Here is a 15795-nt window from a genome sequence, read left to right on the forward strand (position 1 = left end):
ACCCAACGGTGATACGTACCCGGACGGCCCCCGGCTCGGTCAAATCGGGAAAAAGTTCTTCCCGATTCCGTTCTCGCAGGTCAGGCGCGCTCGGCCGCGGCGAGCCGGACGCACACGGCGAGCGCGCGCACGGCCTCCTCGACGTCGGCGAGCACCGGGAACGTCGGCGCGATGCGGATGACCGCGTCGGCCGGGTCGTCGCCGTGCGGGTGGGTCGCCCCGGCGGGGGTCAGCGCGACACCGGCCTCCTTCGCCAGCCGCACGACCTCCTTCGCGGTGCCCTCGGGCACGGTCAGCGACACGAAGTACCCGCCGGTCGGCTTGGTCCAGGACGCCAGGTCCGAGAGTTCCTCGGTGAGGATGCGGTCGACGGCCTCGAACTTCGGGCCGATGATCGCGGCGTGTTTGCGCATGTGCGCGCGGACGCCGTCCTCGTCCTTGAGGAAGAGGGCGTGCCGCAGCTGGTTGACCTTGTCGGGGCCGATGGTCCGCTTGCCGATGTTGCCGATCCACCAGGCCAGGTTGGCCTCGGACGCGCCGAAGAAGCCGACGCCGGCACCGGCGTAGGTGATCTTCGAGGTCGAGCCGAAGACGAACACGCGGTCGGCGTTGCCCGCCGCGGTGGCCAGCGCGAGGAGGTCGGCCAGGGCCGGCTCGTCGTCGGTCAGGTGGTGCACCGCGTAGGCGTTGTCCCAGAAGATCCGGAAGTCGGGCGCCGCGGTGGTCATGGTGGCGAACCGCCGGACAACCTCGTCACTGAACGTGACGCCGGTGGGGTTGCTGTACTTCGGCACGCACCAGATGCCCTTGACGGCGGCATCCTCGGCGACGAGCCGCTCGACGACGTCCATGTCGGGGCCCTGGTCGGTCATCGGCACGGGGACCAGCTCGATGCCGAAGCGCTCGGTGAGCGCGAAGTGCCGGTCGTAGCCCGGGACGGGGGCGAGGAACTTCAGGTTCGGCTCGTCGGCCCAGCGCCGCTCGGCGCCGGGGAGCTGGGACAACAGCGCCTGGACGACGGCGTCGTGCATCAGTTCGAGGCTGGAGTTGCCGGCGGCCAGCAGCTGCTCGGCGGGGACCTGCAGCGCGCCCGCGAAGATGCGGCGCAGCTCCGGCAGGCCCTTGAGGCCGCCGTAGTTGCGGACGTCGGTGCCGTCCTCGGCCTTGAAGGTGCCGTCGCCCGGGAGGTCCAGCAGGCCGTTCGCGAGGTCGAGCTGCGCCGGGGACGGCTTGCCGCGGGTGATGTCGAGGGAGAGGCCGCGGTCGACCAGGGCCGCGTAGTCGCGGCGGGCCGTGTCGACGTCGACGGAAGCAGTGGTCATGGCGTCAACGCTAAACCCGGCGTCGATACCATTTCGGGGCGGGTCCTGGCTAGGGTGGTTGGTGTGCACTTGGTAGTCCACGCCGACCAGCGGCAGTTCTCGGTGCGCGACTCCGGTTCCCGGCTGGACGGCAGCGGCTGGACGGCGCTCGCCGTGGAGTCCCACCGCATCGGGGCGGAGCCGGGCGGCCTCGCGATCGCCACGGCGCGGTCGGACCTGGTGGAGTCTTCGGTGACTCTCGCGCCCGCTCCGCCCGCGTTGATCGTCGAGGCCGAGCACGTCGTGGAAGCGGATCTTCCGGTTCCGAGCGGGAAACTCGTGATTTCCGGGCCCGCGGACTACCCGTCGCAGGAAAAGTTCTTCGCGGTGCTTCCCGGGCGCTACCGGGTGCGGGTGTCGTATGTGCCGGCGGGGCCGCCGCCCGTCGACTGGAACGACCACGAGTTCGGAGCGCACTACCGGTACGTGGTCGAGCTGTGGCCGTCGTCTTCGGAGTCGGGCGTCGAGGTCCTGCGCCAGGGCGCCGCGGTTTGGGACGGCTAGAGGGCCGTCAACGTCGCCAGCTTCCACCGTCCGTCGATCCGCTTGGCCGTCACCGCCAGCTGGGCCACCGACGACGTCGGCGCGCCCCCGCCCTGGGCCACCGTCTGCTGGTCCAGGAACAACAGCAACGACGCATCGTCCCCGACCAGAGTCCGCACCCCCACCGCCCGCACCGTCGTCGTCCGCACCAGCTTCTGCGACGTCGCCCGTGTGCGGGCCGAAGCGAACTGGGCCTGGTACTGCCCGACCGCCTCCCCCGTCAGCACCTCCGAGGCCGCGCGCTCGGTGCGGGCCAGGTTCGCGTAGTCGTAGGAGAACACCGCCTTCACCGCGTCGCTCACCTCCGACGAAACCGACGCGGTCGCCGAGGTGTCGACCAGTGCGAGATTGTCGCCCGGGGACAGGGAAGCCGTCTCGATGCCGAACCACACCGCGCAGCCCAGTGCGAGCACCACGACCGCCGCCAGCGCGCGGGTCACGAGCCCGCCGCCTGCACGCCCGCGATCTTCCAGCCCGAGTCGGCGCGCGAGACGTCCACCGTGAGCCGGTTGAGGCGAGGCGTGACAGCCGCGCCGCCGGTCGAGACCCGCACGTCCAGGACGGCCAGGAGGCGAGCGGTCCCGTCGGAAACCTCCGTCACCGCCGCCTGCACCAGGGACGCCGTCGACACCGTGCGTGCCGTGGTGGCGCGGTCGATCTGCACCTGGCGGTCGCCCGAGAGATCCTTGCCGTACTGGCCCGTCGTCGCCGTGATCCAGCGGTCCACGTCCGCGCCGGCCGAGCGGTAGTCGATCGTGTTCAACGTGACCAGCTCCGGGCCCGCCGCCGCGAGCACCGCGTCCCGCTCGCGGCCACGCGCCGCGGCATCGTCCGAAGCGGCCCGCCACCACGACCAGCCCGTGAAACCGGCCGCCAGCACCGAAAGCACCGCGGCCACCACCAGGAACCGGACCGTCACGACGCGCCCAGCAGCTTGCCCAGCCCGCCCGCCGACGGCCCGGTCAGCAGGCTCAGCATCCCCGGCAACTGGGCCTGCGCGGGCGCCGTCGCGGTCTGCGAAGGCGCGGCCGGAATCGCCGGCGGCTTGCCCGCGTAGGGCGCGTTCTGCGCGCCACGCACCCCGGTCGGGCTGCCCGGCGGCTCGGCGCAGTAGGCGTTCATGTTCACCGGCGCCTCGGTCGTATCGTTCGCCGGACGCTCCTTCGTGCCTTCGTAGCCCTTCGTGCACGAAGCCGGGTCGAAGAAGTTGAAAACCACGCCCAGGTGACCCGTGCCGTCCGGGGACGTCGACGGCGAGAACGCCGAAATGATCGGGTACGCCACCAGCAGCTCTTCGATCGAGTCCTTCCGCGACGACGTGATCTGCGCGGTCGTCAGCAGGTTCGCGAACAGCACGCCCAGGTCGGTCCCCGACGCCGCGAGCACGTCGCTGATCTGCCGGCTCAGCTGCGGCGCCTGCGCGATCACCCGCCGCAGGTCCGGATCGGACTTCTTCAGCTGCCCGGCGATCGTCTTCAAGCCGCTCGCGAAGTCGGTGATGTTCGCGGCCTGCCGCTCCTGCGTGTCCAGCACGATCCTCGAATTCGCGAGCAGCCCCTGCGTCTCCGGCACGTACTGCGCGGCCACCGCGGTCAACGAGCCGGTGCTGTCGAGCAGCTGCTGCAGCTCCGGGCCCGCGCCGGCGAACGCGTTGTACGTCTCATCGACGACCGTCCGCAGCGAATCCGGGTGCACGCTCGCGACGAGGTCGTCGAGGTGGGTCAGGACGGTGTCCGGCGACGGCGGCAGCGACGTCTTGTCCGGCGTGATCACCGAGCCGTCGTGCAGGTAGGGACCGCCGTCGTGCTGCGGGAGCAGGTCGACGAACTGTTCCCCCACCGCCGAGCGGTTCGCCACCTGCGCGTGCGCGTCGGCCGGGATGTCCGGGGCGCCCGCGTCGATGTCGAGCGCGACGTCGACGCCGTGCTCGGTCAGCGTCATCGACGTGACCCGCCCGACCGTGACCCCGCGGTAGGCGACCTCGGAGTTGACGAAGACGCCGCCGGAGTCGGTCAGCTGCGCCGTGACGACGTAGCCGCGGTTGCCGAAGAGCCGGTCCAGCCCGGCGTAGCGGCCGCCGGCGTAGACGACCGACACCACCGCGATCACGACGAACGCGAACAGCTGGACGCGGACCTTGCGCGTGGTCACCGGCCACCTCCGACCAGGCCGAGCAGGCCGCCCAGCAGGCCGGTTCCGGCCGCCTGGCCCGACGAGCCGAGGTCGGGCAACGGCAGCGGCGGCGCGACCGTCGACGCCGGGCCGCCGATCCCGGACGGCAGCGCGATCGGCGGCTGCGACGAGTTCGTGAAGTTCTGGATCAGCGTGTCCAGGTCGAGGTTCACGTTCGCCTCGACGTTCGCGTAGTCGCCCTTGATCACGTTGCCCGCGTAGTCCGGGAACGGGTAGGTGAGCAGGATCTGCAGCGCGTTCGGCAGGTTCGACCCGGCCTCGCCGAGCTTGGTCAACGTGGGCTGCAGCGCCTTGAGGTTCGCGACGAGCTGGTCGCGGCTCTTCGTCACCGTGTCGGTCGCGACGCCGGAGAGCGAGTTCAACGCGTTCAGCATGCCGACGAGCTGGTCGCGCTGGTCGGTGACGATCTTCAGGCCCGGCGCGAGGTTGTCGAGCGCGTTCGTGAGATTCTGCGTCTGGCCGGCCAAGGTGTGCGACAGCTTCCCGAGCCCGTCGATCGCGCGCAGGATCTCCGTCCGGTGCCCATCGAGCTGGGTCGCCAGATCGTCCACTCGGGACAGCAGCGCGCGGATTTCCGGCTCGTTGCCCGAGAGCGCGTCGTTGAGCTCGTGGCTGATCTTCTGGATCTGCTCGACCCCGCCGCCGTTGAGCAGCAGGGAAAGCGCGCCGAGCACCTCCTCGACCTCGGGGTTGCGGTTGGTGCGCCCGAGCGGGATCTGCGCGCCGTCGGCGAGCTTCCCGGTGGCCGGCTCGGCCGTCGGCACGCTCAGCTCGACGAACTTCTCGCCCAGGAGGCTCGACTGCTTCAGCTCGGCGCGCGCGTTGGCGGGCAGCGCGATGTCGCCGTTGACCGTCATCGCGACCAGCGCGGACCGCGTGTCCGGCGTCAGGGAGATCTTGTCGACCCGCCCGACCGCGACGTCGTTGACCTTGACGCTCGACTGCGGCACCAGGTCGAGCACGTCGGTGAACAGCGCGGTGACGTGGTAGGGGTGGTCGCCGACGTCCGCGCCGCCGGGCAGCGGCATGCCGTAGAGGCCGTTGAACCCGCCGTCGCTGCAGCCGGCGAGCACGAGCACGCCGGCCAGCATCCCGGCGATCCGTTTCCGCCGCCTCACTTCGCACCGCCTGACAGCTGCTCCATCACGTCGACGAGCGGGAGCGGCAACGGCGGCAGCGTCCCGTTCTGCAGCGAGTTGAGCACCTGCGGGATGGTCGGCAGCTTCAGGGCCCCGTCCAGCACCGGCGCGAGCTGCTTGCAGATGTTCCCCAGCGTGTCCGGGACTTCCTTGGGCGTGCCCGCGCTGATCAGCCGGCAGACGGTGAGGATCGGCGGGTTGGTCAGCTCGTTCAGGTTGTCGCGGACGGCGATCGTGCCGGACGCGGCGTCGTAGGAGTTGATGAAGTTGGTCGCGCCGGTCGGTGCGATGTCGAGCACCTCGGCGAGCGCGGCGCGCTGGTCGACCAGCACCTTCGACAGCGACGCCAGCTTGTCCACATTGGACTCCAGCGCCGTCTTGTTGTCGTTGACGAACTGCTGGACGTCGCCGAGCGCGCCGCCGAGGGACTGCAGCGCCGCCCCGACGTCGGAGGAGTCCGCGGCGAGGAACTGGCTGACGTCGGCGACGCGGCCGTAGAACTCGTTGAGCTGCTGGTCGCTCTGGGCCAGGGCGCCGGTGAAGGAGTTGAGGTTCTGCACGGTCGAGAACAGGTCGTCCTTCGAGCCGTCGAGGGTCTTCGCGAGGTCGGCGAGCTGCCCGACCGTCGAGTTCAGCGAAGCGCCGTTGCCCTTCAACGTGTTCGCGGCGGTGTCCAGGACGCCGGACAGCGCACCGTCCTTGTTGGCACCGTTCGGGCCCAGCGCCGTCGACAGCTTGTCCAGGCTCGCATAGAGGTCGTCCAGCTCCACCGGCGTCGCCGTGCGATCCTTCGCGAGCACTGTGCCCGTCGCCAGCGTCGGGCCGGTGTCGTAGGCCGGGGTCAGCTGGACGTACCGGTCGCTGACCAGGCTCGGCGCGACGACGACCGCGCCGACGTCGGCCGGCAGCTGCACCCCGTCGTCGACCTGCATGTCGACGCGCACCGCGTCGCCCTGCGGCGTGACGCCGGTGACCTGCCCGACCGGCACGCCGAGCACCCGCACCGACGAGCCCGCGTACAGCCCGACGGTCTTGCCGAAGTACGCCGACAGCGTCGTGCCGGTGGCGGCGCGGAACACCAGCCACAGCCCGGCGGTGACGACCAGCGCGACGATGCAGGCGAACGCCAGCCACGTCACCAGGCTGCGTCCGCGGTAGGTCCGGATGGTCATCGGCCGCCCACCCCCTGGTTCGGCGCCGCGATCGGCGGGGTGCAGCCCTCCGGGTTGATGTGCAGCCCGGCGGCGGTGATCGTCGGCGGCAGCAACCCGCACAGATAGCCTTCGAACCAGCGGCCGTTCCCGGTGGCGTTCGCGCCGACGCGGGCGAACGGCGCCATCAGCTTGAGGCTCTGGTCGAGGTTGCCCTGGTTGCGCTGCAGGATGTCGGTCACCTTCCCGAGCTTGTCCAGCGTCGGCTTCAGCTGCGCGCGGTTGTCCGAGACGAGCCCGGACAGCTGCTGCGAGAGCTGCTGGGTGCCGGTGAGCAGCGCGTGGATCGCGGTCTTGCGGTTCTGCAGCTCGGTGAGCAGCAGATTGCCGTCGCTGATCACGCGCTGCAGCTGCGCGTTGCGGTCGGACAGCGTCTTCGAGACCTGGCTGGTGTTGGCCAGCAGCGTGTGGAGATCGTTGTCGCGGGAGGACACGGTCTTGGCCAGCGACGAAAGTCCGGTGAGCGTGTCCTTGAGGTACTGCGGGCTGTCCTTGAGGCTGTCGGACAATGCGGTGAAACTGTCCGCGAGCTGTTTCGTGTCGATGTCGCCGACGGTCGTCGACAGCTGCTCGAAGGCGTCCTGCAGCTGGAACGGCGTGCGCGTGCGGGCCTGCGGGATCGTCGCGTCCGGTTCCTGAGCGCCGCCGCCCTTCGGGTCGAGCGCGAGGTACTTCTCCCCCAGCAGCGTCTTGATCTCGATGGACGCCGTCGTCGCCTCCCCGACCCGGACGTCCTTGACCCGGAAGCGAACGAGTACCTGCTTGCCGGCCAGCGTCACCGAGGACACCGTGCCGACCTTGACGCCGGCGACCTCTACCTCGTTGTCCGGCGCCAGTCCGGCGGACTCGCCGAAGTAGGCGGAGTACGTCGTGCCGTTGCCGAAGAAGGGGAGCTGGTCGGAGAAGTACGTCGTGGCCGTGACGAGCACGATCAGCACGAGCGCGACCGCGCCGACCGCGGCCTGGTTGCGTTCCTTCAACGGTTTCACGGGCCACACCTTTCGGCGCGCTGGGTGCCGGGGATCGGGATGATCGGCAGCGTGATGTCGAGCGAGGAAATGCCGATGGTGCCGGTGATCCCGCACAGGTAGTAGTTGAACCAGCTGCCGTAGCTCAGGGTCCGGGTGAACTTCTCCAGGTTGCCCGGGAGGACTTCGAGCAGGTGGTTGAGCAGCACGCCGGAGTCGCCGAGGTTCTGTGACAGCACGCCGAGCTGCGCGACGTCGTCCTTCAGCGCCGGGCGCGCGTCGGCGAGCAGGCCCGTCGTGGACACCGCGAGGTCGCCGAGGGCGCTGACGGCGTCGCCGATCGGCTTGCGCTGCTCGGCCAGCCCGCTGACCAGCTTCTGCGTCTGCTCGATGAGGTCGCCGAGCTGCGGGCCGTGGGCGTTGACCGTGCCGAGCACGGTGTTGAGGTTCGCGATGACCTGCCCGATCACCTGGTCCTTGCTCGCGATCGCCGTGGTGAGCGACGCGGTGTGCTGCAGGAGGCTGGTGATCGTGCCGCCCTCGCCCTGGAAGACGCTGATGATCTCGGCCGAAAGCTGGTTGACGTCCTTGGGGCTCAACGCCTTGAAGAGCGGTTTGAAGCCGTTGAACAGCACGGTGAGGTTCAACGCGGGCTTGGTGCGCTCGGGCGGGATCGTGCCGCCGTCCGCCAGCGCCTTGTCGCCGGGGACGTCGGTGCCGAGCGCGAGGTAGCGCTGGCCGACGAGGTTGCGGTACTTGATCGTCGCGGTCACCGTCTCGGGCAGCCGGTAGGCGTGCTCGACGTCGAACCGCACCTCGGCGAAGTTCCGGTCGCCTTCGACGACCCCGATGGAGTCGACCTGGCCGACCTTGACCCCGGCGATGCGGACGTCGTCGCCTTCCTTGAGCCCGGACGCGTCGGTGAACTTCGCCAGGTAGCCGGACGTCTGACCGAAGTCGGTGTTCGCGATGGTGGCCGCGAGGACGCCGGTGAGCAGCACGGTGACGAAGGCGAACACCACGAGCTTGACCAGCGACGGCACGAAGCTCCTCACTTCAGCTCCACCTCCGCCCCGCGGTAGAGCGGCCCGACGAGCAGGCCCGCCCAGCCCGGCACGTCGCCGGGCGACGTCCCGAGCGCGGGCGAGGCGAGCAGGTCGATCAGGTCGTTTTCGTAGGCCGAGCCGACGATCGTGCCGTTCCCGCCGACGGCACCGCCGCCCACACCGGGCAGCTTTTCGGGTGGGTTCTTCGGCGGCGCGGGCTTGCTGGAGCCGTCCTTGATCGCGCCGTCCGGCGGGTACTGCGGCCAGCGGCCGGGCTTCGGGACCTGCGGGTAGCACCGCGGGCCGCGCTTGTCCTCGTACTTCGGCTCGTCGACGCCGGGCAGGTACTTGCCGCGGCTCGCGGCGAACTCGATCGTGACCCGGCTGACCTCGGGGTGCGCGGTGCCCTTGCCGAAGGCCAGTTCGGCCGGGGCGACCTCGCCGGCGAGCTGTTCGAGCAGGCACGGGTATTCGGGCGCGTACTTGGCGAGGACGTCCAGCGTCGGCTGGACCGCCGTGGTGAGCCGGATCAGGTTGTCCTCGTTGACCTGCAGGAAGTTCGTCAGGTCCACCGAAGCCGCGGTGACGGTCGCGTAGAGGTCGCTCAGCCGGGCTCGCTGGTCGACGATCGTCCGGCTCGTCGTCGTCAGGTCGGACAGCGCCTGCAGCAGATCGGGCGCAGCCTTGTCGTAGGTGTTCGCGACGTTCGCGAGCCCGGTGATGTCGGCCTTGACGTCCGGCAGGGACGGGTTGAGCTTGCCGAGGTAGTCGCTCAGCTGCACAAGCGTCTGGCCGAGCTGCTTGCCCCGGCCTTCGAGCGCGGTCGACACCGCGGTGAGCGTGCTCGACAGCTTCTCGGGCTGCACCGCCTGCAGGAGCGGCATCACGTCGTCGAGAACCTTCTGCAGCTCGATCGCCGCGCTGCTGCGGTCCTGCGGGATGACGTCGCCGGCCTTGATCGGGCCTGCCGAAGTCTCGGGGAGCTGCAGGGCGACGTACCGCTCGCCGAACAGCGTCTTCGGCAGCAGCCGCGCGGACACGTTCCGCGGGATGACGTGCGTCTTGTCCGGGTCGAGGGCCAGCTCCAGCTCGGCGTGGTCGCCCCTCGCCGACACCGACCGGATCTCGCCGACGAGCATGCCGCGGACCTTGACGTCGCCGCCGGTGCGCAGCTGGCTGCCGACGCGGTCGGTCTCCAGCTTCACCAGCGTCACCGGTGTGAACGCCTTGTTGTAGACGGCGAGCGTGCCCGCGATGAACAACGCGGCCACGAGCAGGAAGGCCAGCCCCAGCACCTGGTACCGGAGCCGCTGCCACAGCTCGCGCCTCATCCGGAGATCCTCACCGTGGTGTTCGCGCCCCAGATCGCCAGGCTGAGGAAGAAGTCCAGCACCGAGATCAGCACGATCGACGTCCGCACCGCGCGGCCGACCGCGACGCCGACCCCGGCCGGGCCGCCGCTGGCGTGGAAGCCGTAATAACAATGGGACAGGATCACGAGCACGCTGAACACGAGCACCTTCCCGAACGACCAGAGGACGTCGCCGGGTGGCAAGAAGAGCGTGAAGTAGTGGTCGTAGGTGCCCGCGGACTGGCCGTAGAGCCAGATGGTGATCTGCCGCGACGCGAGGTAGCTCGAGAGCAGGCCGACCGCGTACAGCGGGATCACCGCGGCGACGCCGGCGAGCACCCGCGTCGTCACCAGGTACGGCATGCTCGGCACGCCCATGACTTCGAGCGCGTCGATCTCCTCGGAGATCCGCATCGCGCCGAGCTGGGCGGTGAAGCCGCAGCCGACCGTCGCGGACAGCGCGAGCCCGGCCGACAGCGGCGCGACCTCACGCGTGTTGAAGTAGGCGGAGATGAACCCGGTGAGCGCGGCCGTGCCGAGCTGGTTCAGCGCGGAATAGCCCTGGAGACCGACGATGAGGCCGGTGAACAGCGTCATCCCGATCATCACGCCGAGCGTGCCGCCGATGACGGCGAGGCCGCCGGTGCCGAAGCAGACTTCGGTGAGCAGCCGCAGCGTTTCCCGGCTGTAGCGGCGGATCGTGCGCGGCGACCAGGCGAGCGCCTTCCCGGCGAACGCGAGCTGCTTGCCGAGGCCTTCCAGGCTCTGCCCCGGACGCGCGAGGTACTCGAGCGTCCGGTCGGTGGTGTCGAGGGGTTCGGCCGTCATCACATCGCCTTCGGCGGGACGATCCGCAGGTAGATCGCGGTGAGCACGACGTTGATGAGGAACAGCAGCAGGAACGTGATGACGACGGCCTGGTTGACGGCGTCGCCGACGCCCTTCGGCCCGGGCGGCGGGTTCAGCCCGCGGAACGCGGCGACGACCCCGGCGACGAAGCCGTACAGCAGCGCCTTGATCTCGCTGACCCAGAGGTCCGGCACCTGGGCGAGGGCGTTGAAGCTGGCCAGGTACGCGCCGGGCGTGCCGCCTTGGAGGACGACGTTGAAGAAGTAGCCGCCGAGCACGCCGACCACGCTGACCAAGCCGTTGAGCAGCACCGAAACGACCATCGCGGCGAGCACGCGGGGCACGATGAGGCGCTGGATCGGGTTGACGCCGAGGACCTCCATGGCGTCGATCTCTTCGCGGATCTTGCGCGCGCCGATGTCCGCGCAGACCGCACTGCCGCCGGCGCCCGCGACGAGCAACGCCGTGATCAGCGGGCTGGCCTGCTGCACGATGGCCAGCGCCGACGCCGCCCCGGTGAACGACTGCGCGCCGATCTGCGCGGTCAGCGAGCCGAGCTGCAGCGCGATCACCGCGCCGAACGGGATGGCGACCAGCGCGGTCGGCAGGATCGTGACGCTCGCGAAGAACCAGCACTGCTGGATCCACTCGCGGGTCTGGAAGGGGCGCTTGAAGATCGCGCGCAGGACCTCCCAGGAGAGCGTCGCGAGGCGGCCGACCTGGGTCAGGGCCGCGGTTCCCGGGAGCGTGCCCGTGCTCTCGCTCACCACACCTCCCAGTACTAGTCAGTCACCCCCGAGTCTTCTCCACACCCGGTGCCCAGTTTTCGTTAGCGGTGTTCACTAACGGTGTTGACTCAAAAATTGAGGGCGTGCGTGGCCGTGGCCCCGCCGTCCGCGATGAACTCCGCTCCCGTGCAGTACGCGCTTTCGTCGCTGGCCAGGAACAACACCAGCTTCGCGACGTCCTCCGGCTGCCCGACCCGGCCGAGCGCGACCTTCTTCCCGACATACGACATGTCGACTTTCTGGCCGCCCGCGGCGGTCTCGACCATCTGCGTGTCGATCGCGCCGGGGTGGACCGAGTTGACGCGGATGTGCTTCTTGCCGAGCTCCATCGCCGCGACCTTGGTCATCCCGCGGATGGCGAACTTGCTCGCGGTGTAGGCGACGAGGTAGGGCATCCCGGCCAGTCCCTCCACAGAGGACACGTTGACGATGGAGCCACCGCCGGCGGCGGTCATCGGTTCAACGACCGAGCGCATCCCGAGAAACGCCCCGATCTGGTTCACCCGGATCACGCGTTCGTAGTCGGCCAGCTTCGTCTTGCCCAGTTCCGAGAAGTGGAGGATGCCCGCGTTGTTGACCAGCACGTTCGGCGCGCCGAACTCGCTGGTCACCCGCTCGACCGCGGTGGCCCAGCCGTCCTCGTCGCCGACGTCGAGGTGCTGGTAGGCGGCCTGCTCGCCGAGTTCGGCGGCGAGCTGCTTGCCTTCGTCGTCCAGGATGTCGGCGATCAGCACCTTCGCGCCTTCGGCGACGAACGCGCGTGCCGCGGCCTCGCCCTGGCCGCGCGCGGCGCCGGTGATCAGGGCGATCTTCCCGTCCAGCCTCATGACTCTCCCAGGATCTCGGTGGCGGCGAACATCCGGCCGGGGTCGCGTTCGGCGAAGAACGCGCTGACCGACGTCTCGAGCTCGCCGAGCGACCAGCGGTGCTCGATCCGCGGCGGCTCGACCAGGGCGACCGTGCCGCCGTGGACGACGAACACCTGGCCGTTGACGTGCTCGGCCGCGGGCGAGGCGAGGTAGGCGACGAAGGGGGCGACGTGCTCGACCGAGAGCGGGTCGGCGCCCTCGGCGGGAGGAGCACCGAACACGCCCTCGGTCATCGCCGTCCGAGCCCGCGGGCAGATCGCGTTGGCGCGGACGCCGTACTTGGCCAGGCCGCGGGCGGCCGACATGGTGAGCGCGGTGATGCCCGCCTTCGCCGCGGCGTAGTTGGGCTGGCCGGGCGAGCCGATGAGGAAGGCTTCGGAGGCGGTGTTGACGAGCCGGCCGTACACCGGCTTCCCGTCCGCTTTGGACTGGTCGCGCCAGTGCTTGGCGGCGTTGCGGGACACCAGGAAGTGGCCGCGCAGGTGGACGCGGAGCACGGTGTCCCAGTCGTCGTCCGACATCGAGAAGAGCATCTTGTCGCGCAGCACGCCCGCGTTGTTCACGACGATGTCGAGCCCGCCGAGGTCGAGCGCGGCGGCGACGAGCGCGTCCGCCGTGGCCCGCTCGCCGACGTCGCCGGCGACCGCGACGGCCTTGCCGCCGGCCGCTTCGATCTCTTCGACGACGTCCTTGGGCTCACCGATGTCGTTGACGACGACGGTCGCGCCCCGCCCGGCGAGGGCGAGCGCTTCGGCCCGCCCCAAGCCCGCGGCGGCGCCCGTGACGATCGCTGTCCTGCCGGTCAGGCTCACGCGCGGCCTCCTCATCGAGTCCTGTGATCGGGCCTACATTAGAATCTGTTCTTGCCGAGAGCAAGCCCTTGAGTGAACACCGCTAACCGGCAATGAACAGGGCGTTCTTAGGACAACCTTTGACCGCATCTGTAACTTGTTCTATCCGATCGGCCGGTACCGGGCCCGGCTGGATGACGAGTTCTTCGTCGTCGTCCAGGTCGAAGACGTCCGGCGCGAACCCCACGCACACCGCGTTCGCCTCGCAGAGCGAACGGTCGACCCCGATCTCCATGCTTCCTCCGCCGCGTGAGTCCTGGTACAACTAGAACAGGTTCTACTATAACGCCGGATCGGGGTGACGGGTGCGGATCGACTACACACCGGAACAGCGCGCGCTGGCCGCGGAGCTCCGGGAGTACTTCGCCGAGCTGATGACGCCCGAGCGGCGGGAAAGCCTCCGCGCGGGCGGCGGCGAGTACGGCGACGGCTTGGCGTACAAGGAGATCGTCCGGCAGCTGGGCAAGGACGGCTGGCTCGCGCTGGGCTGGCCGCGGGAGTACGGCGGGCAGGGCCGGCCGATGCTCGACCAGCTCATCTTCACCGACGAAGCGGCGGTCGCCGGGGTGCCGGTTCCGTTCCTCACGGTGAACACCGTCGGGCCGACCATCATGCGCTACGGCACCGACGAGCAGAAGGCGTTCTACCTGCCGAAGATCGCCGCCGGGGAGCTGCACTTCTCGATCGGCTACTCCGAACCGGAGGCCGGCACCGACCTGGCGTCCCTGCGGACGCGCGCGGTGCGCGACGGCGACGAGTACGTCGTCACCGGGCAGAAGATGTGGACCAGCCTGATCGAGTACGCCGACTACGTCTGGCTCGCCGTCCGGACCGATCCCGACGCGAAGAAGCACCGCGGCCTGTCGATGCTGATCGTGCCGACGTCTGCTCCCGGATTTTCGTGGACGAAGGTGCACACGGTCGCGGGCGCGGGCACCAGCGCGACGTACTACGACGGCGTGCGGGTGCCGGTGTCGGCGCGCGTCGCCGAGGAGAACGCGGGCTGGCCGCTGATCACCAACCAGCTCAACCACGAGCGCGTCGCGCTGACGTCGTCGGCGCCGGTGCGCAAGGCGCTGTCCGACGTCCTCGCGTGGGCGAAGGAGACCGGCGCCATCGACCACGAATGGGTGCGGGTGCACCTCGCGCGGGTGCACGCGGGCGCGGAGTACCTGAAGCTGCGGAACTGGCGGATCGCCTGGGCCGCGGCCGCGAGCGAGCTGGGCCCGGCGGAGGCGTCGGCGACGAAGGTGTACGGCACCGAGTTCGCGATCGAGGCCTACCGGCTGCTGATGGAGGTGCTGGGCGCGGCGGCCGTCGTGCGCGACGGCTCGCCGGGCGCGCTGCTGGCCGGGCGGATCGAGCGGCTGCACCGGTCGGCGCTGATCCTCACCTTCGGCGGCGGCACCAACGAGATCCAGCGGGACATGATCGCCGCGACCGCCCTCGGCCTGCCCGTCACGCGCTAGGAGCGTCCCATGGACTTCACCCCTTCCGAGGCGTCGGCCGACCTGGCCGCGCTGACCCGGCGGATCCTCGCCGACAAGGCCACCCACGACCCGCACGGCACCGGCGGCTTCGACGCTCCCTTGTGGACGGCGCTCGGCCAGGCGGGCGTGCTCGACGCGGCCCTGCCGTCGTCGCTGGGCGGCGGCGGGTTCGGCCTGCTGGAGCAGTGCGCGGTGCTCACCGAGATCGGCCGCGCGGTGGCGGCGGTCCCCTACCTGCCGTCGATCACGATGGCGGCGTCGGCGCTGGCCGAGTTCGGCACGCCGGAGCTGGTGGACCGCTGGGTGCTGCCGGTGCTGCGAGGAGAACGCGTTCTAGCGGTGGCTCTGTCCGGGTTCACCGCCTCGGACGGCCGGGTGTCCGGCTCCCAGCCGGCGGTGGCGTTCGGCGCGTTCGCCGACGGCTTCCTCGTGGCGGCGTCCGGCGAGGTCTTCCTGGTCGACGCTTCCGCGTCCGGGGTGACGGTGCGGCCGCAGCAGATGACCGACCACGCGGACGCCGGCCTGCTGGAACTGTCCGACGTGCCGGGCGTGTCGTTGGGCGACATCGGCGAATGGCTGCGCCTGCGCGGGACGGCCGGGGTGTGCGCGCAGCAGCTCGGCGTGGTCGAGCGGGCGCTGGAGCTGACGGCGGCGTACGCGGCCGAGCGCAAGCAGTTCGACCACGTGATCGGCGGGTTCCAGGCGGTCCGCCAGCGTCTCGCGGACGCGTACGTGGACGTGGAGGCCGTCCGGCTGACGTCCCTGCAGGCCGCGTGGCGGCTGGCCTCGGACCTCCCGGCGGCGGAAGCGGTGGCGACGGCCAAGTTCTGGGCGGCGGAAGCAGGCCACCGGGTGGCCCACACGACGGTCCACGTCCACGGCGGCGTCGGCATCGACGTGGACCACGAGGTGCACCGGTACTTCACGGCGGCGAAGCGCCTGGAGTTCCAGCTGGGCACCGCGACCACGCAGCTCCTGGCCCTGGGCGACGCGCTGGCCGCGGACGCCTGACGGTCGGCTCGCGTACCCGGGCGGTCGGCTCAGCGGCCGACCCTCCAGGTACGCCGGCCGACCCTCCCGGTACGCGAACCGACTCCCTGGGTACGCCGGCCGACCCTCCGGGTACGCGAGCCGGC

At 70.4% G+C, this 15795-nt stretch carries 17 protein-coding genes; 3 read left to right on the forward strand and 14 right to left on the reverse strand.

What is annotated here, in order from left to right; all coding sequences use genetic code 11:
• Positions 1-80: 80 nt before the first annotated feature.
• Positions 81-1322: an aminotransferase class I/II-fold pyridoxal phosphate-dependent enzyme gene (locus tag OG738_RS43155; RefSeq protein ID WP_329049780.1), complete on the reverse strand. Its 1242-nt coding sequence runs from the start codon at positions 1320-1322 to the stop codon at positions 81-83.
• A gap of 63 nt (positions 1323-1385) precedes the next feature.
• On the opposite strand from OG738_RS43155, the gene OG738_RS43160 reads away from it, so the two are divergent.
• On the forward strand, positions 1386-1865 hold the full coding sequence (locus OG738_RS43160) for a hypothetical protein (RefSeq protein ID WP_329049781.1): 480 nt from the start codon (positions 1386-1388) through the stop codon (positions 1863-1865).
• On the opposite strand, the gene OG738_RS43165 is transcribed toward OG738_RS43160, so the two are convergent.
• The 13 genes from OG738_RS43165 to OG738_RS43225 form a co-directional block, all read right to left on the reverse strand.
• Positions 1862-2344: a hypothetical protein gene (locus OG738_RS43165; protein WP_329049783.1), complete on the reverse strand. Its 483-nt coding sequence runs from the start codon at positions 2342-2344 to the stop codon at positions 1862-1864. The two genes, OG738_RS43160 and OG738_RS43165, sit on opposite strands and share 4 nt — an antisense overlap.
• Entirely contained in the window at positions 2341-2823 is a 483-nt protein-coding gene (locus OG738_RS43170; protein ID WP_329049785.1) for a hypothetical protein, read from the reverse strand. The genes OG738_RS43165 and OG738_RS43170 overlap by 4 nt, the downstream gene beginning before the upstream one ends.
• Positions 2820-4055, reverse strand: coding sequence for an MCE family protein (locus OG738_RS43175; RefSeq protein WP_329049786.1), 1236 nt, complete (start codon positions 4053-4055; stop codon positions 2820-2822). Before OG738_RS43175 ends, OG738_RS43170 begins: the two co-directional genes overlap by 4 nt.
• Positions 4052-5215: an MCE family protein gene (locus tag OG738_RS43180; RefSeq protein ID WP_329049787.1), complete on the reverse strand. Its 1164-nt coding sequence runs from the start codon at positions 5213-5215 to the stop codon at positions 4052-4054. Before OG738_RS43180 ends, OG738_RS43175 begins: the two co-directional genes overlap by 4 nt.
• Complete coding sequence (locus tag OG738_RS43185) at positions 5212-6408, reverse strand: MCE family protein (protein ID WP_329049788.1); 1197 nt, start codon at positions 6406-6408, stop codon at positions 5212-5214. The genes OG738_RS43180 and OG738_RS43185 overlap by 4 nt, the downstream gene beginning before the upstream one ends.
• Positions 6405-7436, reverse strand: a complete 1032-nt coding sequence (locus OG738_RS43190; RefSeq protein ID WP_329049790.1) for an MlaD family protein — start codon at positions 7434-7436, stop codon at positions 6405-6407. Before OG738_RS43190 ends, OG738_RS43185 begins: the two co-directional genes overlap by 4 nt.
• Entirely contained in the window at positions 7433-8470 is a 1038-nt protein-coding gene (locus OG738_RS43195) for an MlaD family protein (protein ID WP_329049791.1), read from the reverse strand. The genes OG738_RS43190 and OG738_RS43195 overlap by 4 nt, the downstream gene beginning before the upstream one ends.
• Positions 8467-9792 carry an MCE family protein gene (locus OG738_RS43200; RefSeq protein ID WP_329049793.1) on the reverse strand — a complete coding sequence of 442 codons (1326 nt, stop codon included), beginning with the start codon at positions 9790-9792 and terminating at the stop codon, positions 8467-8469. The genes OG738_RS43195 and OG738_RS43200 overlap by 4 nt, the downstream gene beginning before the upstream one ends.
• On the reverse strand, positions 9789-10640 hold the full coding sequence (locus OG738_RS43205) for an MlaE family ABC transporter permease (RefSeq protein ID WP_329049795.1): 852 nt from the start codon (positions 10638-10640) through the stop codon (positions 9789-9791). The genes OG738_RS43200 and OG738_RS43205 overlap by 4 nt, the downstream gene beginning before the upstream one ends.
• Positions 10640-11428, reverse strand: coding sequence for an MlaE family ABC transporter permease (locus tag OG738_RS43210; protein ID WP_155542112.1), 789 nt, complete (start codon positions 11426-11428; stop codon positions 10640-10642). The genes OG738_RS43205 and OG738_RS43210 overlap by 1 nt, the downstream gene beginning before the upstream one ends.
• An 89-nt stretch (positions 11429-11517) precedes the next feature.
• On the reverse strand, positions 11518-12276 hold the full coding sequence (locus tag OG738_RS43215) for a glucose 1-dehydrogenase (RefSeq protein WP_329049798.1): 759 nt from the start codon (positions 12274-12276) through the stop codon (positions 11518-11520).
• A complete protein-coding gene (locus OG738_RS43220) occupies positions 12273-13130 on the reverse strand; it encodes a 3-oxoacyl-ACP reductase (RefSeq protein ID WP_329049799.1) in 858 nt (285 codons plus the stop codon). Before OG738_RS43220 ends, OG738_RS43215 begins: the two co-directional genes overlap by 4 nt.
• 82 nt (positions 13131-13212) lie before the next feature.
• Complete coding sequence (locus tag OG738_RS43225) at positions 13213-13404, reverse strand: ferredoxin (protein WP_329049800.1); 192 nt, start codon at positions 13402-13404, stop codon at positions 13213-13215.
• Between the two features lie 70 nt (positions 13405-13474).
• Between OG738_RS43225 and OG738_RS43230 the strand changes: the two genes are divergently transcribed.
• Positions 13475-14638 (forward strand): acyl-CoA dehydrogenase family protein, encoded by a 1164-nt coding sequence (locus tag OG738_RS43230; protein ID WP_329049801.1) that lies wholly within the window; start codon positions 13475-13477, stop codon positions 14636-14638.
• 9 nt (positions 14639-14647) lie between these two features.
• A complete protein-coding gene (locus tag OG738_RS43235) occupies positions 14648-15670 on the forward strand; it encodes an acyl-CoA dehydrogenase family protein (protein WP_329049802.1) in 1023 nt (340 codons plus the stop codon).
• The last annotated feature ends 125 nt before the right edge of the window (positions 15671-15795 follow it).

Source organism: Amycolatopsis sp. NBC_01488, assembly GCF_036227105.1.
GTDB lineage: Bacteria > Actinomycetota > Actinomycetes > Mycobacteriales > Pseudonocardiaceae > Amycolatopsis.

What these genes read in the sequence shown, in the direction of transcription:
- OG738_RS43215 (WP_329049798.1), bottom strand. Translation starts at nt 12,276, where the DNA reads ATGAGGCTGGACGGGAAGATCGCCCTGATCACCGGCGCCGCGCGCGGC.
- OG738_RS43235 (WP_329049802.1), top strand. Translation starts at nt 14,648, where the DNA reads ATGGACTTCACCCCTTCCGAGGCGTCGGCCGACCTGGCCGCGCTGACC.
- OG738_RS43200 (WP_329049793.1), bottom strand. Translation starts at nt 9,792, where the DNA reads ATGAGGCGCGAGCTGTGGCAGCGGCTCCGGTACCAGGTGCTGGGGCTG.
- OG738_RS43205 (WP_329049795.1), bottom strand. Translation starts at nt 10,640, where the DNA reads ATGACGGCCGAACCCCTCGACACCACCGACCGGACGCTCGAGTACCTC.
- OG738_RS43155 (WP_329049780.1), bottom strand. Translation starts at nt 1,322, where the DNA reads ATGACCACTGCTTCCGTCGACGTCGACACGGCCCGCCGCGACTACGCG.
- OG738_RS43185 (WP_329049788.1), bottom strand. Translation starts at nt 6,408, where the DNA reads ATGACCATCCGGACCTACCGCGGACGCAGCCTGGTGACGTGGCTGGCG.
- OG738_RS43225 (WP_329049800.1), bottom strand. Translation starts at nt 13,404, where the DNA reads ATGGAGATCGGGGTCGACCGTTCGCTCTGCGAGGCGAACGCGGTGTGC.